Origin of the sequence: Herbidospora galbida (assembly GCF_005233835.1) — a bacterium.
Taxonomy (GTDB): domain Bacteria; phylum Actinomycetota; class Actinomycetes; order Streptosporangiales; family Streptosporangiaceae; genus Herbidospora; species Herbidospora galbida.
Genome location: NZ_SZQA01000061.1, coordinates 22,379 through 28,953, shown reverse-complemented (window position 1 = coordinate 28,953; position 6,575 = coordinate 22,379). Strand labels below are relative to the sequence as shown.

At 73.8% G+C, this 6,575-nt stretch carries 6 protein-coding genes, 1 pseudogene and 1 riboswitch; of the genes and pseudogenes, 6 read left to right on the top strand and 1 reads right to left on the bottom strand.

Translation table 11 applies throughout. From position 1 onward, the window contains the following. Positions 1-841, top strand: a pseudogene (locus tag FDA94_RS39630) (SARP family transcriptional regulator); the annotation flags it as partial. Positions 842-878: 37 nt separating this feature from the next. Then, positions 879-989: riboswitch (TPP riboswitch) on the top strand. Continuing rightward, positions 985-1,671 carry a thiaminase II gene (tenA, locus tag FDA94_RS36395; protein ID WP_137251585.1) on the top strand — a complete coding sequence of 229 codons (687 nt, stop codon included), beginning with the start codon at positions 985-987 and terminating at the stop codon, positions 1,669-1,671. Its footprint overlaps the riboswitch before it by 5 nt. Here tenA and FDA94_RS36390 read toward each other — a convergent pair. Further along, positions 1,617-2,048, bottom strand: a complete 432-nt coding sequence (locus tag FDA94_RS36390) for a DUF6010 family protein (protein WP_137251584.1) — start codon at positions 2,046-2,048, stop codon at positions 1,617-1,619. The two genes, tenA and FDA94_RS36390, sit on opposite strands and share 55 nt — an antisense overlap. Positions 2,049-2,168: 120 nt before the next feature. Here FDA94_RS36390 and FDA94_RS36385 point away from each other — a divergent pair, with 120 nt between their 5' ends. The 4 genes from FDA94_RS36385 to FDA94_RS36370 all read left to right on the top strand — a co-directional run bounded on the left by FDA94_RS36385 (position 2,169) and on the right by FDA94_RS36370 (position 6,550). Beyond that, the gene (locus tag FDA94_RS36385; RefSeq protein WP_137251583.1) at positions 2,169-3,128 is read left to right on the top strand and encodes a GlxA family transcriptional regulator; all 960 of its coding nucleotides are present in this window, start codon (positions 2,169-2,171) and stop codon (positions 3,126-3,128) included. A gap of 7 nt (positions 3,129-3,135) precedes the next feature. Then, positions 3,136-5,214 carry an NAD-dependent DNA ligase LigA gene (gene ligA / locus FDA94_RS36380; RefSeq protein ID WP_137251582.1) on the top strand — a complete coding sequence of 693 codons (2,079 nt, stop codon included), beginning with the start codon at positions 3,136-3,138 and terminating at the stop codon, positions 5,212-5,214. A gap of 149 nt (positions 5,215-5,363) precedes the next feature. Then, entirely contained in the window at positions 5,364-6,071 is a 708-nt protein-coding gene (locus FDA94_RS36375) for a hypothetical protein (RefSeq protein WP_137251581.1), read from the top strand. Next, positions 6,068-6,550 carry a metallophosphoesterase family protein gene (locus FDA94_RS36370; protein ID WP_137251580.1) on the top strand — a complete coding sequence of 161 codons (483 nt, stop codon included), beginning with the start codon at positions 6,068-6,070 and terminating at the stop codon, positions 6,548-6,550. Before FDA94_RS36375 ends, FDA94_RS36370 begins: the two co-directional genes overlap by 4 nt. Positions 6,551-6,575 lie beyond the last annotated feature (25 nt).

Genomic DNA, 6,575 nt, shown 5'->3' with positions numbered 1-6,575 from the left:
GGGGGCCGGGGCGGAGCCGGCGGCGCGGGCGCGGTTGCTGGCGACGATCGCGGTGGAGTCGCGGGGCGGGGGGTCGGCGCGGGCGCGGGCGGCGGCGGCCGAGGCGGTGGAGATCGCGCGCGGGCTGGAGGATCCGGTGCTGCTGGTGTTCGCGCTGAACGGCGCGTACATGCAGGCGTTCGGGCGGACCGGCCTGTCGGGGCGGCGGGCCGGGATCGGGGCGGAGATCGTGGCGGTGGCGGTCCGCCACGGGCTGGCGAACTACGAGATCCTCGGCCGGCTGATCGGTCTGCAGTCGGCGTGCGCGGTCGGTGATTTCGGCGGGGCCGACGGGCAGGCCGCGCGTCTCGACGAGCTGGCGGTGCGGCATGACCGGCCGCTGACGTCGGTGTTCACGGCGTGGTATCGGGCGCTGCGGCTGGCGGAGGATCCGGGTGCGGCGTTCGCGGGCAAGGAGGCGGCCTATCGGGAGGCGGCGGGGCTGCTGGAGGGGGCGGGGATGCCGGGGCTGAGCGAGGGGTTGGCGGCGCTGGCGTCGTTGTGCCTGCGGTTGCGGCACGGTCGTGCGCCGGAGCCGGTGGATCCGGGGGTGTACGGCCCGTTCGAGCCGTGGGTGGGTGCGGTTCTGCGGCCGGACGCCGATCTGCGGGCGGTGCCCGATCCGCCGTGTGATCTGCTGGCCGAGGCGTTGTGGGTGTTGGTGGCGCGGGCCGCCCGCGCGCGGGGCGACGGCGTGGTGTTCGGGCGGGCGCGGGAGGCGTTGCGTCCGGCGGCGGGGGAGCTGGCCGGGGCGGGGAGTGGCCTGGTGAGCCTGGGGTGGGTGAGGGACGTCATCGGCTGACCCCCTTTTGCGGCGGGCGGCGGGTCGGTTAGGTTGATCATGACATCGCGGGAGCCCGGCGTACCGGGCTGAGAGTGCGGCTGGGCGGCCGCAGACCGCTTGAACCTGACCGGGTCATGCCGGCGTAGGGAGAAGGTCTCGCCATGACGTGTCAGCCGTCGTCCCTCACCACGTTCAGCGACGGGCTGTGGGATGCCGTCGCCCCCACCTACCAGGAGATTCTCCGTCATCCGTTCATCACCGGGCTCGTCGACGGGACGCTGCCACGGGAGGCGTTCCGGCATTTCGTCGTCCAGGACTCCCACTATCTGCGTGACTACGCCCGCGCGCTGGCGGTGTGCGCGGCCAGGGCGCCCGATGAGGAGGTGACCCGCGCGTTCGCCGGGGACGCGGTGGGGGCGATCGCGGCCGAGCGGGAGATGCATGCCGCGTTCATGGCCGACCTGGGCGGGTCGGCGGAGGAGGCGGCGGCGCAGCCGGTGGGGCCGACGACGCGGGCGTACACGAGTTATGTGCTGGCCACGGTGTACGGCGGTTCGTTCCTCGACGGGCTGGCGGCGGTGCTGCCCTGTTACTGGATCTACGCGCGGGTGGGGGCCGATCTGCTGGCGCGGTCGTCGCCTGATCCGCTGTATCGGCGGTGGATCGCGGCGTACGGGAATGAGGAGTTCCAGGAGACGGTGCGCCGGGTGGTGGCGCTGGCCGACCGGCTGGGCGCCGAGGCGACCGAGGGGCAGCGGGCGCGGGCGGCGGAGCACTTCCGCGCGACGGCCCGTTACGAGTGGATGTTCTGGGACGCGGCCTGGCGGCGGGAGTCCTGGCCTCTGTGACGCCGGAGGCGGCTGATCGACGGTCCGCCCGCGAGGCACCACAGCGCGATGACGGGGTCGCACAGGGCGCAGCCGAAGCTGGAGTCGGCGAAGAAGGGGATGATCGGCGCGCCCTGGAGGTGGTGGACGACGTCCCAGGCGGTGTGGAGCAGCCAGCCGATTCCGATCCAGGTCCAGTTCGTCAGGCCCCGGTAGGCGACGTAGGTCATGACGGCGGGCAGGACGAACTCGGCGTAGCCGAGCCCGCCGCCGCCGAGGTAGGCGGCGCCCGCGCCGGCGAGGAGCACGGCGTTGACGGGGCGGCGGTGCGGCTCGGGGATCAGCGACAGCAGGGCGACGCAGATCAGCCCGATGACGATCGGCATGACGACGGCCATGTGCGGTTCCGTTCTCGGCGGGTTGGGGTGGCAGCGCCACGGTAGGGCGGCCGGGCGGGGCCGCCCCATGGGGTGAACGGACAATCTGCGCCGGGTTCCCGCCGCATTAGCGTGTCGGGTATGCACACGGTGGCGGTCCTGGCGCTGGATCATGTGGTGGCGGCCGATCTGGCGACGCCGGTGGAGGTGTTCGGGCGGGTCCGGCTGGCCGACGGGAGCCGCCCCTACCGGGTGGCGGTCTGCGCCCCGGCCCCGAAGGTGGCCGGAGAGGCGTTCACCATCGTCGCGCCGCACGACTTGTCGGCGCTGCGGGAGGCGGGCACGATCGTCGTCCCGGGATGCTCCGAAGGGGCGGCCCCGCCGCCGGCGGAGGTCTTCGACGCGTTGCGGGCGGCGGCGGCCGCGGGCACGCGGATCGCGTCGATCTGCGCGGGCGCCTTCACCCTGGCGGCGGCCGGCCTGCTCGACGGGCTGCGCGCGACCACCCACTGGGCCGCCGCCGGCCTGCTGGCCCGGTCGTTCCCCCGGGTGGAGGTGGATCCCGGCGTCCTGTACGTCGACAACGGGCAGATCCTGACCTCGGCCGGGGCCGCCGCCGGGCTCGACCTGTGCCTGCACCTGGTCCGGCGCGACTTCGGGTCGGCGGTCGCGGCGGCGTCGGCGCGGTTGTCGGTGGTGCCGCTGGAACGGGAGGGCGGGCAGGCGCAGTTCGTCCCGCACACCCCGCCGGCCGTTCCGCGCGGGTCGTCGCTGGAGCCGGTGCTGGCGTGGATCGAGGAGAACCTCGCCGGGGAGGTGACGCTGGCGCGGCTGGCGCGGCGGGCCGGGATGGGGGAGCGGACCTTCAGCCGGCGGTTCCGCGAGCAGACGGGGACGACGCCGCTGCAGTGGCTGCTGCTGGCGCGGGTGCGGCGCGCCCAGCTGCTGCTGGAGAGCACGGACGAGGGGGTGGAGCGGGTGGCGGCGCGGGCGGGGTTCGGGTCGGCGGCGGCCTTCCGCGACCGGTTCAGGCGCGTCGCCGGGGTGACGCCGACGGCCTACCGTTCGGCGTTCGGGGATTGTCGGTCGCGTTCGACATGATGAGGGCATGAGTGAGACACCTCCCCTGACGTCGATCGCCGATGAGACCGCCTACGCCGAGGCCGTGCAGCTGGCCGTCGACGCGTCGGCCGCCTATTACGGCGACGGCACCTCCACCCTTGACGACGACTCCTACGACCGGCTGGTGCGCGGGATCGAGGCCTATGAGGCCGGGCATCCCGACCAGGTGCTGCCGACGTCGCCGACGGGGAAGGTCGCGGGAGGCGCGGTGGTGGGCGACGTGCCCCACACGGTGCCGATGCTCAGTCTTGACAACGTCTTCGGTCCCGACCAGCTGGCCGCGTGGGCGGCGTCGCTGGAGCGGCGGCTCGGCCGCCCGGTCACGGCGTGGAGTGTGGAGGCCAAGCTCGACGGGCTGGCGGTGTCGGCCCGTTACCGGCGGGGCCGGCTGGTGCAGCTCGTCACGCGTGGTGACGGCCAGGCGGGCGAGGATGTCTCCCACTCCATCGGCACGGTCGTGGGGCTGCCCGAGCGGCTGGCCGAGCCGGTCACGGTGGAGTTGCGCGGCGAGGTGATGATGACCACGGCGCAGTTCGCCGACGCGTGCGCCAAACGGCAGGCCCATGACGGCACGACCTTCGCCAATCCGCGCAGCGCGGCGGCGGGCACGTTGCGGACCAAGGACCGTCCGTATGTGTGCGAGCTGACGTTCTTCGGTTACGGCGCCCTGCCGCTGCCGCCCGGCGACGACTCGCCGCTGGCGGCGCGGCTGCGGGAGCTGCCGCACAGCCAGATCATGGAGTGGGTGGCCGGTCAGGGCGTGCAGACGACGGCGGTGACGCCGGTGGCCGGGGTGCTGGTGTCCGACCTGGCGGCGGTGCAGGCGCGGGTGGAGGAGATCGCCGCCGCCCGGGCCGGCCTGGAGTTCGGCATCGACGGCATCGTGATCAAGTGTGATCTGGCCGCCGACCAGGCGTCGGCGGGGTTCAGCTCGCGCGCCCCGAGGTGGGCGGTGGCCTACAAGCTGCCCGCCACCGAGAAGATCACCAAGCTGCTGGCGGTGGAGTGGAACACGGGCCGCACCGGCATCATCGCGCCGCGCGCGGTGCTGGAGCCGGTCGAGCTCGACGGGTCGATCGTCACCTACGCGACGCTGCACAACGCGGCCGACATCGCCCGGCGCGGCCTGATGCTGGGCGACTCGGTCACCGTCTACAAGGCGGGCGACGTGATCCCGCGGGTGGAGGCCCCGGTCGTCCATCTGCGGACCGGCGAGGAGAGGCCGATCGACATCCCGCAGGTGTGCCCGTCGTGCGGCGACGCCATCGACGCCGGCCAGGAGCGGTGGCGGTGCGTGCGCGGCCGGGCCTGCCGCGCCATCGCCTCGATCGAGTACGCCGTGGGCCGTGACCAGCTCGACATCGAGGGGCTGGCGGTCAACCGGATCCAGCAGATGCTCGACGCGGGCCTCATCGCCGACTTCGCCGACCTGTTCTTCCTCACGCGCGAGCAGCTGCTCGGGCTGGAGCGGATGGGCGAGACCAGCACCGACAACCTGCTGGCGGCGCTCGACCGCGCCAGGGCGCAGCCGCTGAGCCGGGTGTTCTGCGCGCTGGGCGTGCGCGGCACCGGCCGCAGCATGTCGCGCCGCATCGCCGCCCACTTCGGCACCATGGACGCCATCCGCGCCGCCGACGCCGCGGCGATCCAGCAGGTCGACGGCATCGGCCCGGAGAAGGCCCCTGTGGTGGTCGCCGAGCTGGTCGAGCTCGACGCCCTGATCGACAAGCTGATCAAGGCGGGCGTGAACATGACCCAGCCCGGCGCGCGCCCGAGCCAGGCGGAGGTGGCCGAGGCGGCGGGCGAGCCGCTCGACCTACCGCTGGCGGGCATGTCGGTGGTGGTGACCGGGACGATGACGGGCCCGTTGGCGGCGCTGTCGCGCAACGAGATGAACGAGCTGGTGGAGCGGGCGGGCGGCAAGGCGTCGTCGGCGGTGTCGGCCAGGACGTCGCTGGTGGTCGCGGGCGACAAGGCGGGCTCCAAGCGGGCCAAGGCCGAGAGCCTGGGCGTCCGCGTCGCGAGCCCGGAGGAGTTCGCCGGCCTGGTCGCGGCGTTCCTGTGATGCCGGGATGACCGGGGTGGGTCCGTCTCGCCGGCGGTGGCGGTCTCGTCGCCGGCCACGAGGCGGGCGCCGGCCGGGGTCGTGCTGCGTCGCGTCGGGGTTCCGGCTCGGGTAGCCGAGGCCGTCGACGCCCGACGTAGCCTGGCCCGGTGAGCGACTGGCGTTTCCTGTACGAAACCCTCCACGACTCCGTCGACGTGCTGTGGCCGTGGCTGGCCGCGCATCCGGAGCTGGTGGAAGAGGTCCAGGAACTCGGCCGTCCCGACAGCCACCGCACCGCACCGGGCCAGGACGCCTTGTGGCGCCTCTACGCTGTCGGCCGCGTCCTCGATCTGCTCATCGCCGAACATCCCGAGGTGTATCCCGCGTTCTGCGCCGCCCTGGGCGCCGACCGCATCGACCGGGAGGCCTTCCACCCGTTCTTCCACGAGGTCGCCGAGGTCCGGCAGGCCGCCGATCCCGGCGAACCGCCGGTGATCGTCGAAGAGCGGTGGCCCGGGTTCATGGTCGGGTCGCTGCTGCTGGCCCGCGCCGGCGTCGTCGTCACCGCCGGGGAGCGGCATCTGGTCGCCGGGGTCGCCGACCGGTCGGCCCTCTACTGGACGCACCGCCGCCGCGACCGGCCCGCCCGCGACCTGTCCCACGGCTGGGGCCACAATTCGCAGTGGCGGACCGGCGCGCGCCGCGACTACCTGGTCGACGATCGGTTCCACTACAACGTCGACGGCACCGAACGGCCGGCCGGGCGCGCGGAGATCGAGGTCGTCCGCCACCGGTGCAGCACGGTGACCGATCTGGGCGACGACCTGTTCCCTTACGACGACCACCACGTCGAACCGGGCATCCTGGAACCATGAAGATCGTCGTGCTGTCCGACACGCACGCGCCGCGTTTCTGGAAGGCCTGCCCGCCGCGCGTGGCCGCGCATCTGCGCGACGCCGACGCGATCCTGCACGCCGGTGACGTGTGCGTCGGCCGGGTGCTGGACGAGCTGGCCGCCTACGCGCCCGTCCACGCCGTCAAGGGCAACAACGACGGCCCCGACGTCGAGGCGCCCGAGACGCTGGAGCTGACCCTCGGCGGGCTGCGCGTGGCGATGATCCACGACAGCGGCCCCGCCAAAGGCCGGCTGGCCAGGATGCGCGCGAGGTTCCCGGACGCCGAGCTGGTCGTGTTCGGCCACTCCCACATCCCCCTGGACGAGGCCTCCGGCGGGTTGCGCATCTTCAACCCCGGTTCCCCCACCGACAAGCGCCGCCAGCCGCACGGCACCCTGGGCCTGCTGCGTGTCGAGCACGCCACCCTGGTGGAGGCGAGGATCGTCGCCGTCACCTGACCCGCGGCCGGCCTCCCGACGCCTA